20 protein-coding genes are annotated in these 23,639 nt (G+C 36.7%); 11 read left to right on the top strand and 9 right to left on the bottom strand.

Annotated features, from left to right (window positions below; genetic code table 11):
- Positions 1–120: 120 nt before the first annotated feature.
- Entirely contained in the window at positions 121–456 is a 336-nt protein-coding gene (locus HHL23_RS16185) for a DMT family transporter (RefSeq protein ID WP_169235827.1), read from the bottom strand.
- Positions 457–1,617: 1,161 nt separating this feature from the next.
- On the opposite strand from HHL23_RS16185, the gene HHL23_RS16180 reads away from it, so the two are divergent.
- Both HHL23_RS16180 and HHL23_RS16175 read left to right on the top strand, forming a co-directional pair.
- Positions 1,618–2,337, top strand: coding sequence for an AAA family ATPase (locus HHL23_RS16180; RefSeq protein ID WP_169235826.1), 720 nt, complete (start codon positions 1,618–1,620; stop codon positions 2,335–2,337).
- Positions 2,334–3,065, top strand: a complete 732-nt coding sequence (locus tag HHL23_RS16175) for a YggS family pyridoxal phosphate-dependent enzyme (RefSeq protein ID WP_169235825.1) — start codon at positions 2,334–2,336, stop codon at positions 3,063–3,065. The genes HHL23_RS16180 and HHL23_RS16175 overlap by 4 nt, the downstream gene beginning before the upstream one ends.
- A gap of 293 nt (positions 3,066–3,358) precedes the next feature.
- On the opposite strand, the gene HHL23_RS16170 is transcribed toward HHL23_RS16175, so the two are convergent.
- On the bottom strand, positions 3,359–3,565 hold the full coding sequence (locus HHL23_RS16170) for a hypothetical protein (protein ID WP_169235824.1): 207 nt from the start codon (positions 3,563–3,565) through the stop codon (positions 3,359–3,361).
- A gap of 156 nt (positions 3,566–3,721) precedes the next feature.
- On the opposite strand from HHL23_RS16170, the gene HHL23_RS16165 reads away from it, so the two are divergent.
- From HHL23_RS16165 to HHL23_RS16155, 3 genes are all read left to right on the top strand, one after another.
- The gene (locus tag HHL23_RS16165) at positions 3,722–4,282 is read left to right on the top strand and encodes a hypothetical protein (RefSeq protein WP_169235823.1); all 561 of its coding nucleotides are present in this window, start codon (positions 3,722–3,724) and stop codon (positions 4,280–4,282) included.
- 186 nt (positions 4,283–4,468) lie between these two features.
- Entirely contained in the window at positions 4,469–5,932 is a 1,464-nt protein-coding gene (locus HHL23_RS16160) for a S41 family peptidase (protein ID WP_169235822.1), read from the top strand.
- A 304-nt stretch (positions 5,933–6,236) separates the two neighbouring features.
- Positions 6,237–6,401 (top strand): hypothetical protein, encoded by a 165-nt coding sequence (locus HHL23_RS16155; protein WP_169235821.1) that lies wholly within the window; start codon positions 6,237–6,239, stop codon positions 6,399–6,401.
- A 315-nt stretch (positions 6,402–6,716) separates the two neighbouring features.
- Here HHL23_RS16155 and HHL23_RS16150 read toward each other — a convergent pair whose 3' ends face one another.
- Together HHL23_RS16150 and HHL23_RS16145 are read right to left on the bottom strand one after the other, a co-directional pair.
- Entirely contained in the window at positions 6,717–7,988 is a 1,272-nt protein-coding gene (locus HHL23_RS16150; RefSeq protein WP_169235820.1) for a tetratricopeptide repeat protein, read from the bottom strand.
- Between the two features lie 210 nt (positions 7,989–8,198).
- On the bottom strand, positions 8,199–9,623 hold the full coding sequence (locus HHL23_RS16145; RefSeq protein ID WP_169235819.1) for a tetratricopeptide repeat protein: 1,425 nt from the start codon (positions 9,621–9,623) through the stop codon (positions 8,199–8,201).
- Positions 9,624–9,996: 373 nt separating this feature from the next.
- Between HHL23_RS16145 and HHL23_RS16140 the strand changes: the two genes are divergently transcribed.
- The 6 genes from HHL23_RS16140 to HHL23_RS16115 all read left to right on the top strand — a co-directional run bounded on the left by HHL23_RS16140 (position 9,997) and on the right by HHL23_RS16115 (position 17,372).
- Complete coding sequence (locus HHL23_RS16140) at positions 9,997–11,376, top strand: hypothetical protein (RefSeq protein ID WP_169235818.1); 1,380 nt, start codon at positions 9,997–9,999, stop codon at positions 11,374–11,376.
- A 118-nt stretch (positions 11,377–11,494) separates the two neighbouring features.
- Positions 11,495–15,307, top strand: coding sequence for a lectin-like domain-containing protein (locus HHL23_RS16135; protein ID WP_169235817.1), 3,813 nt, complete (start codon positions 11,495–11,497; stop codon positions 15,305–15,307).
- A gap of 28 nt (positions 15,308–15,335) precedes the next feature.
- On the top strand, positions 15,336–15,854 hold the full coding sequence (locus HHL23_RS16130; RefSeq protein ID WP_169235816.1) for a hypothetical protein: 519 nt from the start codon (positions 15,336–15,338) through the stop codon (positions 15,852–15,854).
- A 40-nt stretch (positions 15,855–15,894) separates the two neighbouring features.
- Complete coding sequence (locus HHL23_RS16125) at positions 15,895–16,566, top strand: hypothetical protein (RefSeq protein ID WP_169235815.1); 672 nt, start codon at positions 15,895–15,897, stop codon at positions 16,564–16,566.
- Positions 16,567–16,605: 39 nt separating this feature from the next.
- Positions 16,606–17,037, top strand: a complete 432-nt coding sequence (locus HHL23_RS16120; RefSeq protein WP_169235814.1) for a transposase — start codon at positions 16,606–16,608, stop codon at positions 17,035–17,037.
- Positions 17,007–17,372, top strand: coding sequence for a helix-turn-helix domain-containing protein (locus HHL23_RS16115; protein WP_169235813.1), 366 nt, complete (start codon positions 17,007–17,009; stop codon positions 17,370–17,372). Before HHL23_RS16120 ends, HHL23_RS16115 begins: the two co-directional genes overlap by 31 nt.
- Positions 17,373–17,463: 91 nt before the next feature.
- Here HHL23_RS16115 and gcvP read toward each other — a convergent pair whose 3' ends face one another.
- From gcvP to HHL23_RS16090, 5 genes are all read right to left on the bottom strand, one after another.
- Complete coding sequence (gene gcvP / locus HHL23_RS16110; protein ID WP_169235812.1) at positions 17,464–20,322, bottom strand: aminomethyl-transferring glycine dehydrogenase; 2,859 nt, start codon at positions 20,320–20,322, stop codon at positions 17,464–17,466.
- Positions 20,323–20,983: 661 nt separating this feature from the next.
- Positions 20,984–21,631: a J domain-containing protein gene (locus HHL23_RS16105; protein ID WP_169235811.1), complete on the bottom strand. Its 648-nt coding sequence runs from the start codon at positions 21,629–21,631 to the stop codon at positions 20,984–20,986.
- A 400-nt stretch (positions 21,632–22,031) separates the two neighbouring features.
- Positions 22,032–22,217, bottom strand: coding sequence for a hypothetical protein (locus tag HHL23_RS16100; protein ID WP_228464800.1), 186 nt, complete (start codon positions 22,215–22,217; stop codon positions 22,032–22,034).
- A 90-nt stretch (positions 22,218–22,307) separates the two neighbouring features.
- Positions 22,308–22,643 carry a hypothetical protein gene (locus HHL23_RS16095; RefSeq protein WP_169235810.1) on the bottom strand — a complete coding sequence of 112 codons (336 nt, stop codon included), beginning with the start codon at positions 22,641–22,643 and terminating at the stop codon, positions 22,308–22,310.
- Positions 22,644–22,656: 13 nt separating this feature from the next.
- Complete coding sequence (locus tag HHL23_RS16090; RefSeq protein ID WP_034707508.1) at positions 22,657–23,235, bottom strand: RNA polymerase sigma factor; 579 nt, start codon at positions 23,233–23,235, stop codon at positions 22,657–22,659.
- Positions 23,236–23,639: the final 404 nt, after the last annotated feature.

The raw sequence follows: 23,639 nt of genomic DNA, 5'->3' as shown, positions 1-23,639 counted from the left end.
AAACCGATGTCCGGATTTATTTTTCCTGTAAGTGGGCTAAAGCCCAATCCTATTGAATTTTATATAGAATCCATTAAATTTTTGAATTCTTAAATTCTTAAATCTTTAAATTAAAAAAGATCAATGCGTCCCCATTTTTGAAAACACATTAATAACGATCACTCCTATCACGATCAACGCAATTCCTATGATAGCCGGCAGGTCCGGAACCTGCTTAAAAGCAATAACACCAATCATCGTTATAAAAACAATTCCTACTCCAGACCATATGGCATACGTTATTCCTACAGGGATCTGGCGCAGTGTAATGCTTAGAAAATAAAAAGCGGCAGCATATCCTATGACGGTCACTACAGAAGGCCAAAGCTTTGAAAATTCTTCTGATTTTTTCAGAAAAGTAGTGGCTATGATCTCGAAAACGATTGCTAAAGCAAGAAAGATATAACTGCGTCCCATAAAAGCTTGTTTTCTACAAAAATAAGGAAAAGCTGCTGCTTTTCACTAAAAATCGGTTGATAAAACACCTGTCAGATCCTATTATTGAATTCAAAAATCACCTTCAATTTTTGAATTGATCTCAATCCTTTCCTGTACACTTAAGCAGAAAAAAAAGTATAAAAAAATGAATTAATAACTCTACCCCTAGTGATAACTTGTCAGACTATTTATAATAAAGCACTTACACAAGTTAAATCATATTGGAGTAAAAAAATTCTGACAGTAAGAGTTTAAAACCTGTCATTATTTCATAGCTATGTGACAAAAGTTTCAAATTGATGTCATATCATCTGTCAGCTTTTAGAAATTCAAGGATAAAATCCGGTCCTGAATAATAAGCTTTCTTAACATAATATTTCGTCCATCTCCTAAAATCTGACGTTAAAAAACAAAGTTAAAAGTGAATAGCATGCATCGCATTTCTTATTTTTTGTTTTATCAAGTCCAATATAGAAGTGTTCAAACCGTTGCCAATTTTTTAATTTTTTAAAGATAAGACAATAAAGATATCAATAATTCCATAAAAACATATTAATTTTTTATAAACAAACACTCGTTAAAATTAAACTTAAACACACATAACACACTGATATACATCATTATTATTTGCTTTGGCACATGATTTGAAAGTTGTAATATTGCAATTAGATAATTGATAAAATAATCACAAATAATTAAATAAAACAAAAATGGTAACTTACATCGGAATCGCAACATGTGTAGTAGTATTCGCTTCTTACTTTATGACAGTAAAAAGAGAAGAAAGAAACTAAGTTCTATTAAAGGAGATAAGCCTATAGAATATCTATATTAATTGTATTGTTTATGTTTTTGATCTGAATGATCAGATTCTGCCCTTTTACTCACTGGAGTAAAAGGGCCCAAAAACATAATCCCAAAAATTAAATTTCATAGCAAATTTTATATATCCAAATAGTCAAGCCGGGCAATAGCCTGGCTTTTCTTGTTAAAACGGGCTAAAGCCCATTCCTATTGAATATTGAATATTCCCTCTACCCTTCCCTTTTCTGGTCTACCAGCTTATTCTATTTCAGGATCCGGTAATCATTCAATAAAACTTTATCTTTGTGTAGATAAGAATCATTTTTTAGTTTTAGTATGAATCTGTACAATCTCATTATTCAGGATAAAGAGGAAGTAACCCTCAACGATGTATTTCTCGGTAAAAACAACAGAGACCAACTGGCACAGCTCATCAAAGAGCACACTTATGTGAAAGAACTGCAGGAATACGGGCTTCCTGTGAACAATAAGATCCTTTTGCAGGGAAATTCCGGTTGTGGGAAAACGATGACCGCTAAAGCCATTGCCAATGCTTTAGGCAAAAGTATCCTGATTTTAAATCTCAGCAATATTGTTTCGTCCCGGATTGGGGAAACTTCACAAAATATTAAAATGATTTTTGATAAGGCTGCCAGGGAAAGATCTGTTCTTTTTCTGGACGAACTGGATCAGATAGGAAAAGCAAGAGGAAGTGATGACAAAGATGTGGGTGAAATGAGAAGACTGGTGAATACCCTCATCCAGTTAATCGATTATTATCCTGAAAATGCTCTTCTACTCTGTGCAACCAACCATGCGGAGATTATTGATACCGCTTTGATGAGACGTTTTCAGCTGAAGATCAATTATGAAATACCTTCTGCTGAATTTCTGGATACTTTCTATGATCGTCTTCTGTCTCAGTTTCCTGAAGATCTGAGAAGTATAGAACGTCATTACAATATTTCCTTTGCTGAAGCAAAAGATCATGCTTTTACAGCCGTAAAATCAGCACTCATCAAACAACTGGAATCTCAGTCAATTACACCATCATGAAAGAAGATATTCTCCACAATCTTGAAATCATCAATGACAGAATAAGGAAAGCATGTGAAAAAGCAGGCAGACCTCTTGATGAAGTCAGATTGTTACTGGCTACAAAAACGGTTTCTGCAGAGCATATTAAGACAGCTTTAGAAAATGGGCAGACCTTAATTGCTGAAAATAGGGTTCAGGAGCTGAAAGAAAAATATGATGAACTGAAAGATACTCAACATGAAAATCATTTTATCGGACATCTGCAAACGAATAAAATCAAGGATATCTTAAAATACGACGTAGTTTGCGTACAGTCTCTGGACCGTCTGGATCTCACTGAAAGACTTCATCAACGACTTGTATCCGAAGGAAAAACAATGGAGGTTCTGATCCAGGTGAATACATCAGCTGAGGAAAGTAAATTCGGAGTCCATCCCAACGAAGCTGTTGAACTGACCCGGAAAGTTTCTGAATTCAGTACTTTAAAGATCAAAGGATTAATGACCATCGGCCTTTTCAGTGCAGAAACTGAAAAAGTAAGACCCTGTTTTAAAATCCTGAAAAACCTACAACAGGAAATCATCAGTCAGAATATTCCTAACGTCGAAATGAAGGAACTTTCTATGGGAATGAGCGGAGATCTCGAAACTGCCATTGAAGAAGGGGCTACGATAGTGAGAGTGGGAACAGCAGTTTTTGGAGCGAGAGTTCATCCGGATAGTTTTTACTGGAACGAAAGAGTTTGAGGGTATTAGAGTCTGAGGGTTTGAGAGTGTGGAGGGTTTGCGTGTGGATGTTTTTGTATTTGTGGAGGAGATTCGTGTTGTTTGTGTTTGGATTTCTTCCCACAGATTTTACAGATCTGAAAACATTTAAATAATCATCTGTTTTTGTTGATTTCAGCTTCTCTTAATTCAGTATTTCTTTTTCAAAAAGGAAAGGTTTGTATTCTAAAAATAAGCAGTTTCTAAAGCAATCATTAAAATTTTACGTTAAAAATGTTAATATTTTCATTTGCAACAGGTTAGATCAGATTTATTTATAGATTTACGGGACACAAATACACTCTGATGATGAAACAAGATAATTTGATCTCTCTCCGAAAATCATTCGGAATATTGTTCTTTATTTTAATCGGTTCATTACTCTTGATAGACTGTTCAAAATCTTCAACAAGCAATGAAAGCGAAACGATTAAGGCCACTTTCTTAGTGACCTGCATAACCATTGCCGCAATTTTCAGCATTTTCTATCTATCAAAAAAAATCAGGCGGAAAGAATAAAAATAAAACTTATTTTCCAAACAGTTTTTCCATATTTTCCTTCACCAACAGCTAGTTTAGGGATTGTTTTTGAATGCAATTTCATTAATTTTAGCGAAAATATTTGAAATAATAAAAGAATGCTCATCGAAAATAAGGGAATAGAAACCAATACATTTTATATACCTCCATTCGACCTGAACGCTGGAGAAATTGTTGTTTTGAATGTATTCAGTGGAGCCAACTTCTACAAAACAGAAATGTTTCTTAAAGACATTTTTTGTGGCAGGATACCGCATGAAAATGTAATTATCCATCAAAATATAACATTCCTAGAGCATTTTTTTGAACCTGCAATCAGAAGATTTTTTTATCCTGTGACGGTTGGAGAATACTTAAAAAAGAATGCTAATTCAGACAGTATAATTTATGAGACTGAATGGATCAATGAGAAGACAAAAGTCAATACTCTTCTTGGAAGTCACAGAAAACAATTGTCTTTATACGCTACGCTTTCCAAGACTCAAAATATCGTTTTTGACTTATCAGGAGAAGGCCTGCAAGGAGCCGAAGAAACTTACAAAATAGTGAAAGACATCGTAAAAAACGGAGGTTCAGCACTTTTGCTTGATTGTTATGATGATATGAAAAACGACTGTCCAAAATATATTGAACTGCAATGGAAAGATCCGCAGTTTTAAAATATCAGCCAGAATCTAACTATGGATTTCATCAGGCATTGAATTAAATATTGCTTTTCAGTGGATATTTATATATTTTTAGCCCCATCTAATTTGGATTGGCTTTACATTGCAATAAACCCTTATTGCAACGGTAAAAATGTAATATTTTAAACCTTCCGATTGTCCTATATATAAACTAAGACCATGAAAAATTTAAAAGCTGTATTAATTTCGTCTTTATTCACATTAATAACTACCTCAGTATACGCCCAGAATTGCGATTGCACAAAAAATTTTGAATGGGTAAAAAAAACTTTTGAAACAAATGATGCGGGTTTTGAATACGCATTAAAGCAAAAAAGTAATAAGGCTTATGAAGCCCATAATAAAACCACATCCGAAAAAGTAAAATCTGCTAAAACATTCAGTGAATGCAGTCTTGTTTTGTCTGAATGGCTTACTTTTTTCCGTTCGGGACACGCTTCTATCAGACCTATTAGTAAGCAAGAATCTCCCAAATCGGCTACTCCCGAAAAATCAAACAACCCATTTACCAATTGGGAAACCCTGGCGGTAGAAACGCAGGATTTCAAGAAGTATCTGGAACAAAAGAAAACGTCCGACTATGAAGGGATTTGGTATACCGAACCTTATACCATTGGGATTAAAAAGAAAGGAGACCAGTATGTAGGATTTATCATAGAATCGGGAGCAGAAACCTGGACAAAGGGACAGGTTAAACTGAAACTCAATTCTTCAGATGGCAAATTAAGCTCTGTGTATTATATGCGTGATCATTCGGGGGTGGAATCCAAAGAAGTAACTCTAACGGGGAAAAACCATTTACAAATTGGAGATTTCAGTCTTTCAAGAGTGTATCCAAAGCTTGAAGACGACCCCAAATATACGCAGTATTTTAAGTCAGTAAGTGCCAATAAACCTTATGTGGATCAACTAAACAAAACCACTCTTTACCTCAGAATCCCGTCTTTTCAGGCGTCCGAAAAACAAAAAATTGACAGTGTTATTGCGGCCAACAAAGATAAAATCCTCTCTACTGAAAATCTCATTATAGACATCAGAAACGGAACCGGAGGAAGTGATGCCAGCTATCACAATATCCTTCCTTTGATTTACACCAATCCAATCAGAACCGTAGGCGTAGAATATTTATCTACCCAACTTAACAATCAGAGAATGCTGGATTTCATCAACAAACCTGAATACGGATTCAATGAAGAGAATAAAAAATGGGCTCAGACTTCATTTAATATACTGGAAAAACAGCAGGGAAAATTCGTCAACCTCAATGATAATGTAGTCAGCCTCACAAAGTATGATACCATTTATCCTTATCCGAAAAATGTAGGAATCATCATCAATCAGCGAAACGGAAGTACAGACGAGCAATTTTTGCTGGCGGCCAAGCAAAGTAAGAAAGTGAAACTGTTCGGGACTACGACTTTTGGAGTTTTAGATGTTTCCAATATGTATTATGTTCCTTCGCCCTGCAAAGAGTTTGAATTAGGCTATTCACTTTCAAGAAGCATGCGTATTCCCGATTTTACGATTGATGGAAAGGGATTACAGCCTGATTTTTACCTAGACAGAAGCATTCCGGTCTATGAGTGGACTGACTATTTGAATAGTGTGCTGAACGGGAAATAAAAGAACAGCCTATTTTTGTATACAACAATAAACCCTTTTCTGTTTTGAGAAGGGGTTTTATTCATAGCTTCAGATCTATCTTTCTCAATATTTCTTATGTCTAGCCCATATTTTCATCTTTGTAATAACAGCCTATAGAATACATTTAATGACAACAATCTGAAAAACTCCTCCTATCCTAATTATTCTAAGAATTTCTTATTTACCGCATACAGAATTCTCATTCCCATAGAATATCCGGTATATTTTTTGCTCGTAAAACATTAAAAACCAAACAAATATACCTATGATTAAAAAATTACTCTTGAGCTGTCTATTCATGACAGTAGTATTCCTGACTTCATGTGATCAATATCGTGATACATCACAGCCGAAAGACAGTGAGATTTCAATTAAAACAGTGTCAATGGTAACTTTTGGTACCATGGCCGTAGCGCTTCTTGTAGCATATAGCTATCGAAGAAGGTAACAGGATAGAAATAATTAAAAAAACGCCCGTTTGGAATCCAGACGGACGTTTTTTATCTATTATAAATACTACTATTTTATCAGCTTAAAATACAAGGTAATATCAACGTCTTTAGCCATGAACACCAGTTGAGATCCTATTCAATATCATAATCTATGACGATTAACGGTAAGTTTTGTCTGAGAAACCACCCCTGCTTTCCTTATTGACTTTTCGTAATTCCAACGTAAGCCACAGGACAGCTATATTACCACACATACTGATCTGTGCTAATCAATCCTTCCATATAAATTAAAAAAATGTTTTATTAAAACATTAATCTCCATTTATAAGAGTATTTATCCAGATATTAATATCCTGATCGGAAGGGATATCCAGTTTTTTACGGATACGGTTTTTACGGATTCTCACCGCTCCAGGTTGTACATACGTATAGGTTGCTATTTCTTTAGTGGAGAAATTGAGAAAAAGCAATGCACAGAATTTCAGCTCACTGTTTACGAGCCCCGGATTTATTTTCAACAGTTTATCACAAAATTCCGGATATACTTCACGGAACTTGCCAAAAAATGCGGGATCATTATTTTTAGCAAGCTGCATTACCTCATCATACACTACACTTACTTTCTGTTCGAGATCAGATATTTTTACTTTTTGCTCTTTCTTTCTCTTTTTATAGAACTGAAAACCAAAAAAAACCAGTATAAGCCCAACAACAGTTATACTGCCAATAACATAATATAGTTTCTGCTGAGAAGATCTGTTTTTTTGTTCTTGTTCATTCAAAAAATCTTCAATGGAAATATTTAAAATCTGTTTTTGTGCTACATTCAGGCTGTCATTCAGAACTGTGTATCTCATAAGATATTCTTTGGCTTTATCAGGTCGTTTGAGACTATCATAAGTAACGGAGATCTTCTGATAAAGTGTACGCATATCTTCTTTCTTTTTAAGCCCCTGGTACATCTCAGCAGATTGCTGATAATATTCCAACGCTTTTTCAAATTGTTTCTTCTGAAAACAGATGTCTGCAAGCCCCCATATAACTGTTGCTTTGTGGAATTTAAGATCAGGATTAGCAGCAACTTTATTCCATGCCTGTTTTGCATAAAATTCTGCCGAATCTATATTGTTCAGTTTCAAATGTATTTGGGAAATATTAATAATGGTTGATGGGAGAGGCTCAATTTTCGATGCCTTATGCAAGTAATACAGGGCAGAATCAGGAGTTTTATTGATCGTTGTGCTTAAAGCCTTCCAGCCGTATGCATACCCAAGCATTTTTTTTGAATTTTCATCATTTTTTTTCCGGGCATAATATATGGCTTTATCTAAGCTTTGATTGGCTTTACTATAAATTCCTATTTGCTCATATATCTTCCCATATTCTACATATAAACTACTTAAAAGAACATTATCCTGCTTTAAATAATCCTGCTCCTCTGCCAGTTTCAAAAAACGCAGACTCTTCTGGTAATCTCCTACTATCAAAAAGGCATTGCCAATATTCATATAGCCTTTTGCAATTCCTTTTGAGTAATGAATCTTTTCAGATTCCCTGATCATCTGTTGGTTCAGGACAATCATTTTTTGGCATTCTCCATTTTCTCTTAGATAAACGCTTTCCTTGTTTTGTAAGCTGTCTATTTGTTTTTCACTATAATTTTGTGAATAAGTGTAAGACGACAGGCTTATACAAATGGTAATCAAAAAAAAATTTAAAATATTCATCATTGTGCTATTATAAATACTATCTCTCTTGTTTTAAAGTTTTAGGAGGATAAGTGAACAAATCTTTTATTGATTAGGCTCATGCATCCAGACATTAATGTCCTGATCGGAAGGGATATCCAGTTTTTTACGAATACGGTTTTTACGGATTCTGACAGCTCCGGGTTGCACAAACGTATAGGTTGCTATTTCTTTAGTGGAAAAATTGAGGAAAAGTAATGCACAGAATTTCAGCTCGCTGCTTACGAGTCCGGGGTTTATTTTTAAGAGCTTATCACAAAATTTCGGATATACTTCACTGAACTTGCCCAAAAAAGCGGGATCATTATTTTTAGCAAGCTGTACTACCTCATCATATGCTACGTTTATTTTTTGCTCAAGATCATATATTTCTACTTTTTCCTCTTTTTTTCTTCTTTTATAAAACTGAAAACCCAAAAAACCCAGTATAACCCCAATAACAGTTATACTACCCATAATATAATACAGCTTGTGCTGAGAAGATTTGTTTTTTTGTTCCTGTTCGTTTAAAAAACCATCTACAGATATATTAAGTACCTGTTTTTGTGTGGTATTGAGACTGTCGTTCAAAACAGTATATTTTGTCAGATATTCTTTAGATTTCTCAGGTTGTTTAAGGCTGTCATATGTAGCAGACATTTTCTGATAAAGTGTCCGCATATCTTCTTTTCTGTCCATCTGCCGATAAATTTCAAAAGACTGCTGATAATAGTCCAAGGCCTTTTCGAATTGTTTTTTCCGTAAGTAAATATCGGCAAATCCCCAAAGAGCCGCTGCCTTATGGTATTTCAGATCAGGATTGACAATAATTTTCTTCCAGGCCTCTTTTACATAAAATTCCGCAGAGTCTATATTATTCAATTCCAGATATTTCTGTGATATATTGACGGCAGTTGAAGGAACTGGTTCTGCTTTATAAGCTTTATGTAAATAGTATAGTGCCGAATCGGGAAGTTTCTTAATCTTTGTACTTAACGCCTTCCAACAATATACATACCCAAGGCTGTTATTTTTTAAAGAATCTTTGTCATTTATTTTTTTAGCATACTGTATAGCTTTATCAAAACTTTCATCAGCTTTTGTATAGAAACCTACTTGATCGTATATTTTGCCATACTCTATATATAATGCATCTAAAAGACGATAATCATGTTGTAAATAATCTTGCTTTTCAGCCAATTTCAGAAAGCGTAAGCTTTCCTTATAGTTTCCCAATAAAAATAAAGCATTGGCTATATTAATATATCCTTTGGTAATCCCTTTTGGATGATTGATTTTTTCCGATTCGCGAATTATTTGCTGATTCAGCAAGATCAGTTTTTGATACTCACCTTTTTCTCTTAAGGTAACACTTCCATAGGCTTGTAAACTGTCTATCTTTTTTTCATTCCGGCCCTGTGAATAACCACAGGAAAACAGACTTATACAAAAGCTGACCAAAAAAAATTGTAAGGCATTAGAAATATTCATCGTTGTGTTTTTATAAAATAGTTTATAAATACTCAGAAAATGCTGCATGTAATGTATCTGTCTCTCTAAAAGTTCCAACGGAAGTCTTCTTAATAAAGATACAATTTTTATGACAGTCTGTGAAATTCAATAACTATAAGTACAAAAGTATAATTGTTTGGGCACTGACTGCATAGAATATATCAACTTTTACGTCAATTTTATCCGCATACAAAACTCTGATTATCAATTAAAAACATCAGATGTTATATATATGTAACGTTATTTTTTTTCATGTAATATGAATGTGTCTTTATAATTGATGATCAATTGCATTTCATGTAATTACTTTGCTCCAGAAAAACAAATGATTAAATTTTAAAAACATTAAAAGATGAAAAAATTATTTTTTACAGCTATCTGTATTATTTCGGGTTCGATACTTTCAGCTCAAGTAGGAATCAACACAAGTACTCCAAATCCAGATGCGGTATTGGATGTCGTATCTGCCAACAAAGGATTTTTACCACCCCGTATTGCTTTGACATCTACCAGCTCACCCTCTCCATTAAGTACACATGTTGCAGGAATGGTTGTCTATAATACACTTACTACAGGAGATGTTGTACCCGCCTTATATTATAATGATGGTTCTAAATGGATATTACTGGGCAATCCACCACTTGCTGATGTACGTTTTATAGGGACTAACAATCACATCTCACAAGATGCCGGTGTAGGAAGTAATGGGACTTCGGTTGGCACAGGAACAAACAATATTGCTATTGGACAGCAGTCTTTGTCATCCAATACAGTAGGCTTTAATAATGTTGCTATTGGTCAACAGGCTTTGGGAGCAAATACACAAGGTGGTCACAATATTGCCTTAGGAAATCAGGCGTTATCAGCCAATATAACAGCCTTTAATAATGTTGCTATCGGCGATAGAGCACTAACTTCAAATACAACGGGTGCGCTAAATATTGCTATAGGAAATCAGGCTTTGAGCAATAACACAGCTGCTTTTGACAATCTAGCTATAGGTGTATCAGCTTTGAGTCAAAATATTACGGGTACTAATAATGTAGCAGTAGGCAACTATTCAATGGCAGCAAATTTAGGTTCTGATAATACAGCTATAGGTAAATATGCCATATTAGGTAATACGACGGGTTTGCAAAATACTGCAATAGGTAGCTCTGCAGGACAAAATTTAAAACAAGGTGATAATAATATTTTTATAGGATACAATGTACAACCCAATATTTCAAATACAGGATCTAATCAACTGAATATTGGTAATTGGATCTATGGAGACAATGGTAAAATAGGAATTGCAACACCTACGCCACAAGCAACTTTAGATGTTGTAGGAAAACCTCTTGTTCCTGGTGTATTAGACGGCATCATTGCTCCAAGAATTACAGGAAATCAATTAAGTCCAAAAGTTTACACTGCAGCACAAACCGGAGCATTGATATATGCAACCTCTGCTGATACTACTCCATCGGGACAAACAGTAAATGTGACATCTTCGGGTTATTATTATTTTGATGGAGCAGTATGGGTAAAATTTAATTCAGGGCTAGGTTCCGGGGTTATAAGTAACACACTTGTTCGCAGCGGAAATCAGATGACCTCCACGATAACTACACCCAGCGGGACATTTCAGGGATCATCTGATATAGTAGCCTATAACATGAGCTTCAACAATACTACCCGTACATTGACTTTAACAATTAATGGACAGACAAGCTCTGTAACCATACCTTAATAAGCCTTTTAATACACTTTTTTAGTGACATTATTAAAATGGGAAATACATAATATTTAATTCAGATAGGTATTTCTCTGATCTTCTTTTGTACAAACACATTTTAAATTAAACACTGATGAAAAAAAATAATTATTTAAGAAAACGCCTTTCGGTATTGCTTCTCTTTAGTTCAGTTTTATTCTGGTCCCAGACTGTTGTACGTTACACCCAAGATATAAAGGGAGGTGCTACGATAATCGGTAATTCCTGGTACTATAGTACCAGCAATACAGGCTCACCAAGGTTAACACCGGATATAGATGGAGATGCTACTACTACCCGATCTACTTCGGCAGATCTGATTCTGCCTGCAGGATCTACCATTGAAAAAGCGTATTTATCTATAGAAAAAGATGACTTTACTAATGATCCTCCTTCTTTTACTTCCGTAAAGCTAAAAGTTCCGGGTACAGCAGCCTACACCACATTAACTTCGGCGACCAGTATTGCTAATAGAACTACACTCCCATCCGACTGGCCCACTGGTCAGATGATTTGGGACATCACTTCGATGATACCTGCTGCCGGATATGTAAGTACAGCAGCCGGTGGAGCTGCGGGACGTTATTTTTTGGCTGATCCTCTTCCTGCTCCATATGATATGGGAGGCTGGTCTATCATTGTGGTCTATAAAAATCCAAATTCAAAATTCAGAAACGTTACAGTAGCTGATAATTGGCAATATTTCACTAATACAACCATAAGCACAACAATTCCGGGAATAAAAGTTCCGCCCGTTGGCACTGTAAAAGCTGTTGTGGGGGTTACAGGAACTTATGGAGACAGAGGGTTTTCAGATTTCTTAAATTTTGGGAAGACTGCTACTGCATTAACTGCACTTAAAGATCCTATGACAGGTGCTACCAACGATGCCTTAAACAGCTCGATTGCCTGGGGCAGCAATAATAATGTGCTTGCTGATGGAGTAGCCGTTCCCGTAGGCAATTATGTCAGACGTAATCCTATTAGTGCAGGACACCTATTTGGTGCTTCTGAATCCTATGATTATGATGCGGATATTTTTGATGCGACAGGAATTTTAGCTCCTTCAGCTACTCCTATCAGTGTAACCCTTCAACAACAGGGCACAAATGCAGATATATTGATAAGCGGTTCTTATTTTGTTTCTATTGATATCGCCGTACCTCCAATACTTACAAAAACAGTATCTCCGGCTACCATTAGTGACGGCGGCACCAGTACTTATGCGTGGACGGTAACCAATACTGCATCGGATGCAATTCCGCAGACCATTTCTTTTACGGATAATCTGCCAAGCAGCATAATAGTTGCGGCGACTCCTAACGCTAGTATTACAGGAGGAACGGGAGGCACAATTACTGCTGCTGCGGGTTCCGGAACGGTTACTATTGCCGGTTTAGTATTAGCCCCGGGACAAAGTGCAACCATAAAAGTAGACATTACCAATGTACCCGGACAGCTTAACGCAACGTGCGCAAGCAATCAGTCTGCCTTCACAAACAGTGCTTCAAATATTACCGTTCCTGCTACATCCCCAACTCTGGATACTTCGGGTATGGTTCCCCAGTGTTTAGTTGTAACAGACACAGATACAGACGGAGATGGTGTTCCTGATACTACTGATTTGGACGATGATAACGATGGTATTTTAGATACCGCAGAAGGGTATTGTACCACCCAGTCGGTTTATACTTTAAATATGGCTTCTACACTTGCCGGAGCTACTTTTGGTGCCAACGGCGGAACTTTTAATTTGGTGTATAGTCTTACCTCCGGTACTGCTGTTGCGTCATTAGGAAATAATTTTAATGTTCCCTTTACCTATTCTGATTTTAATAATTCTGTAAGTCTTCAGAATCACACCTGGGAGTCATTTGGCAGTAACGCCACCACTTTTTCGATTGTTCCTACTGTTGTACCTTTATACACGGGATTACCCGGCAATAATACCACTACTGAGAATGCCAGCGGAGCGTCACCAAGTACACCTGATGGCTGGTTTAGGTATCTGCTTAGTACCAACAGAATCACCCAATTAGGAACTTTTACCACAACCATAGGGAATTTGCCGGCTGTTACAGGTTTATCTTCATACAGTAGTAATACTCCGCTAAATTTATTTTCAAACTTTAATGCGACTCTTCCAGCCACAGCATTACCTAACGGTTATTATGCCAAAATGCAGCTTCAAAACACGGTAAATCCTGCGGCTGGAGCTACTACATTGCCCTTAGCAGTAAATTATGGTACCGCGTATACTTGGGACTATACTGCATTTACAAGTACTGCCGGCTCAGGAGCCCTTAATGCCGGAAGAGGTCTCATAAGTATTTCGCGGAATACAATTACTTATTGTAATCACAGAGATACAGATGGAGACGGGATTGCAGATTATTTAGATTTAGATAGTGATAACGACGGTTGTCCGGATGCAGTAGAAGGTGGCAATAATTTACCTCTTTCAAACTTAGTTGCATCAGGAGGAACCTTACAAGGAGGAAACGGAACCAATCCTGCAGTCACTCCTACTTCCGGAACATACAATCAGGCGGTGTTGCAAAATTTAGGAAATACAGTAGATGCAAATGGAGTTCCCACCATTGTAAGTGGTGGACAAAGTATAGGAAGTTCTCAAACCGTAGGCTCTTCAAGTACCATTAGTACACAGCCAGTTAATAGAACCGTTCAATCCGGCACCAATACTACTTTTAGTGTTATCACAATGGTGGGATCTGGAATCACAAATTATCAATGGCAAGTAAGTATTGATAATGGTATTACGTATTCTGATATATCCAATGGCGGGTTATATTCTGGGGCTAATACAGCGACGTTATCAATTACGGGAGCGACAATAGGCCTGAATGGCTATAAGTATAGAGTTGTCATTACACAATCAGACTATATTTGTGCCAATGTAATATCAAATCCTGCTACGCTCGCTGTTTATATCTGTGGTGGTATTTCAGAATACTCCTTATTTGGAGATGCGGTAATAAACTCAGGAAATATTCGACTTACAGAAGCAATTAATAACGAGTATGGAAGCGCCTGGACACCTATAACTTATAACTTAAATAATACTTTTGTCCATCCATTTAGGGTAAATCTTGGCAATAATCTTTCAGGAGCAGATGGTATGGCGTATGTAATAAGAGGGGTAGGAAGTGCTTCTAATGGAGCAATTGGTAGAGGTCTCGGTTATGGAGATATTACTCCTTCTTTAGCTTTGGAATTTGACAGCTACTCTAATACAGATTTAGGGACTAACGATCCTGCAGGAGACCATTTATCTTTACATCGAAATGGGGACTATAATGCAACAGGTATTGTACCGGGAACCTCCGATTTTGAGATAAGCGGAGGATTAAAAGATGGAAATTGGCATGATGTTTTGGTAGAATGGAATCCGATAACTACAAATTTCAAGGTTACTTTTGATGGAGTAGTGATATATAACATTACAAGAGACATTATTGCTTTGGATTTTGGAGGCGACCCAAATGTTATTGTTGGATATTCTGCTTCAACTGGCGGCCTTAATAACGAGCATAGGGTTTGTCCGAATCCTATCCAAATTACAAATTTGGCTTGCTACAAACCAGCAGCAACAACAGGAACCGTACTGGATACCAAACACGGCATTACCGCATTGGGAAGAGCAGGAGCCGACAACGGCAACTGGCCGATGGTTCGTAAAGGAGCCTGGACCGCACTGGAAGCCAAAACCAAAGGATTTGTAGTCAACAGGATTCCGACAACAGCTCAGGTAAATGCTATTGCTACTCCTGTGGAAGGGATGATGGTGTATGATGAAGAAGCAGACTGTTTAAAAATCTATACCACAACCGACAACGGGACTTCATTCAGCTGGCAATGTTTCAATACACAAACATGTCCGGATTAATAAATTATACTATTAAAATCAATTTAAAATGAAAAAAATATTCATACCAATATTTACTGTTATTTCCGCCTGTGTTTCTTCACAGGTGGCAATAGGCAAGAGTTCCGTTACCAATACTTCTGTTTCTTTAGAATTCGGAACAGGAAATAAGGGACTGTTATTGCCCTGGGTAACTTCTGCAGCTTCAGTAACAGGAGCTGTAGACGGAACCATCATTTATGATATCACCGATAAAAAGGTAAAATATCGCAAAAACGGAAGCTGGTTTGACCTGAGTATAGATACAACAGGAACTGTGAATACCACATTACAGGACCCACTTGTTGAAAAAGCCCCTGCTAAAACGGCAATAGGAACCAATGCTGCCACAGATGCTACCTCAGGTATTTTGGCATTAACAGATACCAACAAGGCAATGATCCTTCCCAAAGCAGACAGCCCGCATTTGAACATCATTAGCCCTTCAGCAGGAATGATCGTCTATGATAATGTGAAACACCAGCTGGCTGTTTTCAACGGAACAGTATGGTCTTTCTGGAAACCTTAATGAAACTCTTGTCCAATATTAACTTATAAAAAATAGTATTATGAAAAATATAATATTTGCAATTTTACTCATATTACCATTCGTTGCTTATTCTCAAACTGGAAATGTGGGAATTAATACAACCACACCCACTGAAACCTTAGATGTTGCTACAGGGAACGTTCGTGTTCGTAATATTAACAGTAACATAGGTACTGCAACAGACAGAATCGTGGTTGCTGATGCTGCCGGTGTTTTAAAAACGGTTGTAGCGGCAGCAGGATCTATACAATTGATAAAGGAAGCTATTGGTACAACCCCGCAAACTATCGCACAAAATGTCACCGCTGATATTAACGGAGCCACCCTCACCTTTACAACCACTGGTACCACAACAGCATTGATAACGTATAGTGCTCTTCCTTTACCCAATGCTGCAGCAGCTCCTGTTCAGGGGAGTATCGATTTGATTGTAGATGGTGTTAAAACCATATCAAGTTATTATTCCAGTGCAGATGCTCCATCCGGTTTGGTTAGACTTGGAAATTATTCTACAACACAAAAAGTAATAAGCAATTTCCCAGCAGGGAGCCATACCATAAAGCTGCAGGCCAAAAGCTGGGTTAATACAACCAGTTTTAATACTGATCCCATAGCATCTGGATATGGGGGTGCTACTGCTTCGGATGCTCAGGCTTTTAAGGCAAGAATCAGTGTAATAGCGTTAAACTAAATCATAAAGTCCGTCTCTAAAGATTTAAATAACATATGTATGAATACAAACCTAAAAGAAATAAACATTGGTCAATACATTGAAATAAAAGTCAATGAATTAAATATTCCCATGGAGAGAATCTGCAGTTTTCTGAAAAAAGAAGAAGAGGAGGTTCTGAGAATGTATGCTGCTTCATCTTTGGATTCGGACATACTGCTCCGTTGGTCAAAACTGTTAAAGTATGATTTTTTCAGGCTGTACAGCCAGCATTTGATTTTATATGCTCCTCCTTCCTCAGGAAAAAGAACATTGGAAAATTCCTCGGTCTTACCAGAGTTTAGAAAAAGTATCTACACAAAAGAAGTGATCAATTTTATTATCAGTTTAATAAAAACGCAAGAAAAAACCAGGCAGGAAATCATTAATGAATATAAAATTCCCAAAACCACACTATACAAATGGATCAGCAAATACAAAATAGAAAATTAGGACAACCTGACTACAAAAAAATCTATCTGGATATGATTGTAAAAAGATATCCTCAAAAAAAAGCAAAATGCAAAAATATTTTGTCTAAAGATTGTATTAGTGTTCTGGATGTGATCATGCTGGAAAATATAATTTTTGGCCATACCGGAAAGGAAGATGACTCATTCAATCAGAAGCATAAATCTTACGATAAAGATGCTGTTTACAAGATATTAGAATATCAAAGAATAAATATGCTTAATAACACCCAAGTGTCCAACCATTTTAAAATCAGCAGAAATACCATTGCAAAATGGAAAAAGGTTTATAGTTCAAAGGATCATTTAACGAATTAATAAGATGAAAAAGCACTCGTTTTCTATCCGTAAAAACAAAAATCCCTCTCAGTTTTGAGAGGGATTTTTTATAGATAGAAAAACATTCTAATTACATATAAGCTTCAATCGGCTCACAAGTACAAACCAGGTTTCTGTCTCCGTAAGCTTCATCAACTCTGGATACGGAAGCGAAGAATTTGTGGTCTCTTACCCACTCCAATGGATAAGCTGCCTTTTCTCTGCTGTATGGTTTATCCCAAGAATCCGAGATCACCAGTTGCTCTGTGTGAGGAGCGTTTTTAAGTACGTTGTTGGCCTGATCTGCTTCTCCGTTAGCAATCTCATCAATCTCTTTTTTGATGGAGATTAATGCTTCTGCAAAACGGTCGATTTCAGACTTGCTTTCAGATTCTGTAGGCTCGATCATTAATGTCCCTGCCACAGGGAAAGAAACGGTTGGTGCATGGAATCCATAGTCCATTAGTCTCTTCGCCACATCAGCCACTTCAATTCCTAACGTTTTGAACTGACGGAAGTCTACGATACATTCGTGAGCTACTCTTCCACTCTCGTTTGAATATAAGATCGGGAAATGCTCTGCTAAAATTTCTTTAAGGTAATTAGCATTCATGATCGCATGCCCTGTTGCTTTTTTCAATCCATCTGTTCCTAACATCTTGATGTAAGAATAAGAAATGTTTAGGATCAGACCTGAACCATAAGGTGCAGCAGAAATACCTTCGATCGCTTCTTTAGAACCGATTCTGATATTCGCATTGGAAGGAAGGAAAGGAACCAGGTGCTTAGCCACACAGATTGGACCTACTCCAGGACCTCCACCTCCGTGAGGAATCGCGAAAGTTTTGTGTAAGTTCAGGTGACATACGTCTGCTCCGATGTTTCCAGGACTTGTGAATCCTACCTGAGCGTTCATATTGGCACCGTCCATATATACCTGTCCACCGTGCTCGTGGATCAAGCTTGTAATTTCTTTAATATTCGCGTCAAAGAATCCGTAAGTTGACGGATAAGTAATCATTACGCAAGATAAGTTTTCAGAATTCTGTTCTGTTTTAGCTTTTAAATCTTCGAAATCAATTTCTCCGCTTTCAAGATTTTTAACCACAACAATTTTCATTCCTGCCATTGCTGCAGAAGCCGGGTTGGTTCCGTGTGCAGATTGAGGGATCAATACTACATTTCTGTGGCCTTCACCTCTTGAAATGTGATATTCTCTGATCACCATTAATCCTGCATACTCTCCCTGAGCTCCAGAGTTTGGCTGAAGAGAAGTTCCTGCGAAACCAGTGATTTCAGCTAAATCTTTTTCCAATTCTCTGATCATTTCCTGATACCCTCCAGCTTGGTCCACCGGCACAAATGGATGAACAGCTCCCCAGTTATCCCAAGAAAGCGGCAACATTTGAGTAGCAGCGTTCAGTTTCATGGTACAAGAACCAAGAGAAATCATTGAATGCGTTAACGATAAGTCTTTTCTTTCAAGACGCTTGATGTAACGCATCAATTCTGTCTCCGTATGGTATTTGTTGAATACCTGCTCCGTAAGAATTTCGTCTTTTCTCAACAATTCTTCCGGAATGCTATATCCTTCTTTTAATTCTAATTTGAAAGTCTGCTTGTCTTTAAACTGAGCGAAAGAAGCCATCAGATAATTTAATTTCTCCAATGTTGTACTTTCGTTGACCGCAATGCTTACCACACCTTCTGTGAAATAATTCAGATTAAGTCTGTGATCAAGCATCATTCTCATCAATCTTCCTTTTTCATCTTCACTCATGGTGATTTTCACCGTATCGAAGATAGGTTCTTCAACGGTCTGGTAACCTAATGCTTTAAGACCGTTTTTCAAAGCGTTGGCTTTAAAGTGGATCTGGTCAGCGATATAGTTTAATCCTTTTGGACCGTGATAAACTGCATACATTCCTGCCATTACCGCAAGAAGTACCTGTGCTGTACAGATATTGGAAGTGGCTCTTTCTCTTTTGATGTGCTGCTCTCTGGTCTGAAGCGCCATTCTCAATGCTCGTTTTCCGTACATATCCTGAGAAACCCCGATGATTCTTCCCGGAATATCTCTTTTGTAATCTTCTCTGCAAGAGAAAAATGCTGCGTGAGGTCCTCCGTACCCTAATGGAATCCCAAATCTCTGTGAAGTTCCAACGGCACAGTCAGCACCCATGGAAGCCGGAGATTTCAGTTTCACCAAAGCCATCGGATCACAAGCTACAACCACCTGCAAATCTAATTTTTTATAGTCTACAATATCTTCTGTATAGTCTAAAACGATACCGTTTTTACCTGGATACTGTAATAAAACACCATAATAGCTCTCGTCCAACTGGTGTGTTTTGTGATCACCTTCTACGATTTCGATCGCTAAACCTTCAGCTTTAGTTTTTAAAACTGAAACGGTTTGAGGTAAAACAAGATCGGAAACGAAGAATTTGTTTGCATTGGCCTTTTTCTGGTCCTTTGTTCTGTTGTTAAAGAACATGTGCATTGCTTCGGCAGCGGCTGTAGATTCATCTAAAAGAGAAGCGTTAGCCAGCCCAAATCCTGTAAGGTCACATACTACCGTCTGGAAATTAAGAAGAGCTTCCAGTCTTCCCTGTGCAATTTCAGCCTGATAAGGAGTATACGCCGTATACCAGCTAGGATTTTCAAAGATATTTCTCTGAATAGCTGATGGCAAAAGTGTATTGTGGTATCCAAAACCAATGTAGCTCGTATAATCAGTATTCTTCGATGCCAAATCTTTCGAATGGTTCAGCATTTCGTATTCTGAAAGCGGTGCAGAGATCTCAAGGTCTTTCTCTAATCGGATAGAAGAAGGAATGGTCTGAGAAATTAGTTCTTCAATACTTGAAACGCCTAACCTTTCCAACATTGCCTGTTTATCGGCTTCATTAAGGGAAATGTGACGGCTCACAAACTGTTCTGTATTCATTTTTATTTATTAGATTTTGTTTGTAAAAAAGATTCGTAAAATTACAATTTTTTAAACGACTGTACAAGAGTTCAAAATTGCCGAAACAATAACGAAAATATCATATCAGTTCTAAAAAAATTGAAATGAAATCTGTTTATTGATTAAAATTGAAGAAGCCTCTTTTGTGACCCTATCGCATATTATTTGTTAAATCAACAGTCCGATTCATCATTTGCCTAAATAATATGTAAAATTTATCAACATCTATATGATCGTTTATCCACGGAAATCTTATCATTTTCCCTCAAGAATCAGAAAGTTCACTTTAGACTGGTAGCCAATCATATAATCTTTCACTTTTTTGGACTTAATCAGTATTGATTTTCGGAAATTATACAAACGAAAAAATTTACTTTTCCCATCAAAAAAAGGCTCTCAATAGGTATTGAACTTACTGATCAACAGGCATTGTAACTTTTATGAAATTTTATTAATTATATTTATTCTAAATTAATATATTTGCAACATGAATATGATTGTCCCATTTAAAGTACCGCCTTTAGCTCCTGTATTTGCATTTAATAATGAAGATATGTATTGTGAAAAGAAATCTTGCTGTAAGAAGTTCAAGAAAGGGAAAAGATGTAAAAAATGTCCGGGAAGAAAAAAGATGGCTTAACTAGCCGAAATTCCTGAATAAAAAATATACCGCCAACGCCAAAATAATAATTCCCCAGATCAGCATCATGATCTTTGGCTGGCCGGATCTGTTCATTCTTGTTCGGGGCTTAGGCTTAAACATTTCCTCCACACTGCTTTTGAACTGAGCACTATCGTTCTCAAAAACTTCAGTAATGGTAATTCCCTGAACTACCGTTTTGTGAAGGAGAGAATTCGTTACATGAAGCAATAACTGAAATTTCCCGTCCTTAAATTCTGTGATCTTAAAGATCCTTTCTCCAAAAGGTTTTTCCAAACCGAAAGGCAGTACTTTCACCACATCAGCATTGCTCGTCTGCCAGTTAATGATGATCTCCTCTCCTTTTTTTGCATGAATTTTATTCGCCGTAAATGTTTTAATACTCGGTGGAATATTATATCTGAAACTTTTCTGATGGTTCTCTAAATTCTGGTCGTAGGTACGCCTCCTTTCAGAATCACTCAAAATTTCATAGGCTTCCTGAATTTCGCGAAAACGTCCCGCAAAGAAATCATCGTTGTCATTCTTATCAGGATGGTATTTTAACGATAGCTTTCTATAGACTTTCTTGATGTCTTCTTCTGAAGCATCCGGTGTAATCCCGAGAAAATAGTAGTAATCTTTCATTAAGCTATGCAAAAATAAGGAATTATTTTTTTTGGGGTTTATTCTTTAGGGGAATGTTTCAGTAAAATCCGAGGTTTTTTAGTTGTAATTATTCGTTTTTTAACACAAATGTTTTCACAAATACTATAATTTAATGATGGCTAAGATGTTGTAGATGTAACTTCTTTTATTACAATGGTGTTTCACTCGGCAGGGATCAAAGTATGATGTATTCCTCTGGTAGCTTCGAGAGCTTCAGCCACCAGCAAAGGTGACAAAAAAAATTCCGGCGCGGGAAGCTTTGCTTCCCGCGCCGGAATTAAACAATTTCAATTGAGTTATTTACTTCTTATGCTTCTACGGTATTGTCTTTTCTGCAACATCTTGAAGTGAATTCTTTTTTGAATTTACCCTTCAATTCCTAATACTGCTCATCGTCCATTTCTCTGATCTTATCTGCAAGACCGAAAGGCGATCTTTCTTTGATTCCGTATTCGCTAAAAATACCTTTCATAAATCTTTTTCTCTGTGCTATTTTTTTGGCAGCCAATGCCACGCCCACAACGGCAAGTGCTCCAAGAGCTCCTTTTAATGCTGAATTTTTCATTTTTTCAAAATTTTAAATTTTACTACTTCTTGTTTTTTATATAGACGGATGAATTTCAATTTTACTTTACTACTTCTTAAAATTTTTAAATTATCCGTTGTTTCTGTTAAAGAACCCTCCTGAACATCTGTCTCTCCATACTTCTTTAAATTTTTCTCTTTCTTCCGGAGAAAGTCCTTCCATTTTCTCCCTCATTTTTCTTTCCTTAAAATCTCTCACCCCTTTTCCAAAATGGAAACCTCCAAACAGGATCTTACTCAAAACCAAAATTCCCATTGCCTGCCAATAGGTGATTGATTTCACGCCTAAAATATCAGGAAGCAAGCAATTCCAAAGGGACATGACAATCCATGTAACGCCCAGTAAAATCAATGGCGGACATAAGAATAAAAGAATCCAGCCTTTTTTGTGTTTATTATGATTCATAACTTTCTTTTTACTAACTATTTAAATCTTCGTATAATCTTCTCAGTCTATTTCTCAAATGCTTCACAGCATAATTTTTTCTACTGATAATGGTCTTTATATTTTCGCCCTGTTCATTGGCAATTTCCTGAAGTGTTTTGTCGTTTAATTCATTTTCAACGTAAACCAGCCTTTGTTTTTCGGGAAGTTCATCCAATGCTTCAAATAATTTTTTCCAAATTTCATCCTGAAACATTTTCACTTCCGGACCTGCACTTTCATCCAACAAAAGAATATCTTTTATAGAAAAACTTCCGTCTTCATCTTCATACACGAAATCTTCAAGATTTTCGGTTTTCTTCTTACGATACTTGTCTGTGATTTTATTTGCAGTGACTCTATATAACCATCCACCCACGTTTACAATCTCAGAAAGATTGGTAATACTGCTGAACTGATACCAAACCTCCTGCAGAATATCTTCCGCATCTTCGGTGTTTTTCACTTTCGGACGAATATAAGACATCAGCTTTCCTCCGTACTTTGAAACGGTTTGTGAGATGATACTTGCTTTCTCCTCCTGTGGCATTGTTATTTCTTCGACAACCTCCATATTGCTATGACGATCTGCCTTTTGGTTTTACTTTAATAAATTTAAAAAAAATTATTGACTGTTGGGATTTTGTTTCTGGAAGCGGGTTTCTGAGTTTTAGAGTTTTAGAGTTTTAGAGAAGGAGATTGAAACCGGAACAAAAAAATCCTGTACCGGGTTTTTGTTTCAGGGTGAGTGGATTATAAGTTTTGAATATTTAAACTTCAAATGATTACCTCTTAATCTCAGTCTTAGTCTTAGTCTTAGTCTTAGTCTTAGTCTTAGTCTTAGCCTCAGTCTCAGCCTAAAACCTCATATCTGATATCTGGAATCTTGGTTCTTGGTTCTTGGTTCTTGATTCTTGACTCTTGACTCTTGACTCTTGATTCTCGACTCACGACTCTATCCACAAAAAAACGGAAAGC

This window comes from Chryseobacterium antibioticum, assembly GCF_012927325.1.
Classification (GTDB): Bacteria; Bacteroidota; Bacteroidia; order Flavobacteriales; family Weeksellaceae; genus Chryseobacterium; species Chryseobacterium antibioticum.
The sequence above is the reverse complement of the archived record's forward strand: the minus strand, read 5'-3'. Positions and strand labels throughout refer to the sequence as shown.

Excerpts from the sequence above, each read along its gene's own strand:
- HHL23_RS16185 (WP_169235827.1), bottom strand. The coding sequence starts at position 456 with ATGGGACGCAGTTATATCTTTCTTGCTTTAGCAATCGTTTTCGAGATC.
- HHL23_RS16180 (WP_169235826.1), top strand. The coding sequence starts at position 1,618 with ATGAATCTGTACAATCTCATTATTCAGGATAAAGAGGAAGTAACCCTC.
- HHL23_RS16175 (WP_169235825.1), top strand. The coding sequence starts at position 2,334 with ATGAAAGAAGATATTCTCCACAATCTTGAAATCATCAATGACAGAATA.
- HHL23_RS16170 (WP_169235824.1), bottom strand. The coding sequence starts at position 3,565 with ATGCTGAAAATTGCGGCAATGGTTATGCAGGTCACTAAGAAAGTGGCC.
- HHL23_RS16165 (WP_169235823.1), top strand. The coding sequence starts at position 3,722 with ATGCTCATCGAAAATAAGGGAATAGAAACCAATACATTTTATATACCT.
- HHL23_RS16160 (WP_169235822.1), top strand. The coding sequence starts at position 4,469 with ATGAAAAATTTAAAAGCTGTATTAATTTCGTCTTTATTCACATTAATA.
- HHL23_RS16150 (WP_169235820.1), bottom strand. The coding sequence starts at position 7,988 with ATGATTGTCCTGAACCAACAGATGATCAGGGAATCTGAAAAGATTCAT.
- HHL23_RS16145 (WP_169235819.1), bottom strand. The coding sequence starts at position 9,623 with ATGAATATTTCTAATGCCTTACAATTTTTTTTGGTCAGCTTTTGTATA.
- HHL23_RS16140 (WP_169235818.1), top strand. The coding sequence starts at position 9,997 with ATGAAAAAATTATTTTTTACAGCTATCTGTATTATTTCGGGTTCGATA.
- HHL23_RS16135 (WP_169235817.1), top strand. The coding sequence starts at position 11,495 with ATGAAAAAAAATAATTATTTAAGAAAACGCCTTTCGGTATTGCTTCTC.
- HHL23_RS16130 (WP_169235816.1), top strand. The coding sequence starts at position 15,336 with ATGAAAAAAATATTCATACCAATATTTACTGTTATTTCCGCCTGTGTT.
- HHL23_RS16125 (WP_169235815.1), top strand. The coding sequence starts at position 15,895 with ATGAAAAATATAATATTTGCAATTTTACTCATATTACCATTCGTTGCT.
- HHL23_RS16120 (WP_169235814.1), top strand. The coding sequence starts at position 16,606 with ATGAATACAAACCTAAAAGAAATAAACATTGGTCAATACATTGAAATA.
- HHL23_RS16115 (WP_169235813.1), top strand. The coding sequence starts at position 17,007 with ATGGATCAGCAAATACAAAATAGAAAATTAGGACAACCTGACTACAAA.
- gcvP (WP_169235812.1), bottom strand. The coding sequence starts at position 20,322 with ATGAATACAGAACAGTTTGTGAGCCGTCACATTTCCCTTAATGAAGCC.
- HHL23_RS16105 (WP_169235811.1), bottom strand. The coding sequence starts at position 21,631 with ATGAAAGATTACTACTATTTTCTCGGGATTACACCGGATGCTTCAGAA.
- HHL23_RS16100 (WP_228464800.1), bottom strand. The coding sequence starts at position 22,217 with ATGAAAAATTCAGCATTAAAAGGAGCTCTTGGAGCACTTGCCGTTGTG.
- HHL23_RS16095 (WP_169235810.1), bottom strand. The coding sequence starts at position 22,643 with ATGAATCATAATAAACACAAAAAAGGCTGGATTCTTTTATTCTTATGT.
- HHL23_RS16090 (WP_034707508.1), bottom strand. The coding sequence starts at position 23,235 with ATGGAGGTTGTCGAAGAAATAACAATGCCACAGGAGGAGAAAGCAAGT.